Genomic DNA, 1,119 nt, shown 5'->3' on the forward strand with positions numbered 1-1,119 from the left:
GCGGGACCGAGCCACTCGGTGACGGGCAGGTCGTCGAACCCGACGATCGACACGTCCTCGGGGACGCGCAGGCCGAGCTCGCGCGCGGCGCGCATGACGCCGAGCGCCTGGAAGTCGGACCCGGCGAAGATCGCGGTGGGACGGTCGGGGCGGGACAGCAGCTCGAGCCCGTGCCGGTAGCCGCCGTTGACGAAGAAGTCGCCGTAGCGGATGAGCGCGGGGTCGGTCGCGATGCCGGCCTCGTCGAGCGCGGACCGGTAGCCGTCGATGCGGGCGCGCGAGCACAGCACGTCGACGGGCCCGGAGATGACGGCGACGCGGCGGTGCCCGAGCCCGAGCAGGTGCCGGGTCGCGGCGAGGCCGCCGGCCCAGTTCGCGGAGCCGACGACGGGGACACCGGGCGGCTGCTCGCCCGCGGTGTCGACGACGACGAACGGGATGGACCGGGTCTCGAGCTGGCGGCGCTGCGCGGGGTCGAGGTCGGACAGCACGAGGATGACGCCGCGCGGCCGACGCGCGAGCACGTCGTCGAGCCACTCCTGCCGGGGGCGGTGCGCACCGCCGAGCTCGGAGAGCACGACGCCGACGCGCGCGGGGCCGGCGACCTCCTCGACGCCCTTGATGATCTGCGTCGCCCACGCGGAGTCGAGCTCGTGGAACACGAGGTCGATGAGTCCGGGGCCGGTCGAGGTGCGCCCGCGGCGGCGCCGGTACTGGTACCGGTCGATGACCTCCTCGACGCGTGCGCGGGTCACGGCGGCGACGTCGGTACGCCCGTTGAGGACCTTCGAGACGGTCGGCACGGAGACGCCGGCCTCGGCGGCGATGAGGGCGATGGTGGCTGTGCCGCCCGCGGGGGCGGTGGGCTCGTCGACCCCGTCGGTCGTACCGGACGGCCCTGCGGCATCCGTGCTGGTCATCCTCGCAACCTTCCCGCGAACCGCAAGTATCGCGTCCGAACGTAGCACCGCGAACGGCACATTCCGACGCCCTCTGCCCCGCCGGACGGGTGAAGCCTGAGGGTGCTGGCAACTTTTGGCAAACGATTGACAGAGGTTGTCGGGAGTGTCTAGTTTCCGAGTCGTCGACCTTTCGCCAACGGTGGCGATAGTTGCGGAT

General features: G+C 72.5%; 1 protein-coding gene. It reads right to left on the reverse strand.

Going from position 1 to position 1,119, the window contains the following annotated elements; genetic code table 11:
• Window positions 1–920: LacI family DNA-binding transcriptional regulator (locus OMK64_RS20000; RefSeq protein WP_272730105.1), on the reverse strand; the 920-nt coding region annotated here is incomplete at its 3' end.
• Between the last annotated feature and the right edge of the window lie 199 nt (window positions 921–1,119).

Source organism: Cellulomonas fimi (genome assembly GCF_028527925.1).
In the GTDB taxonomy this organism is placed as follows: domain Bacteria; phylum Actinomycetota; class Actinomycetes; order Actinomycetales; family Cellulomonadaceae; genus Cellulomonas; species Cellulomonas fimi_C.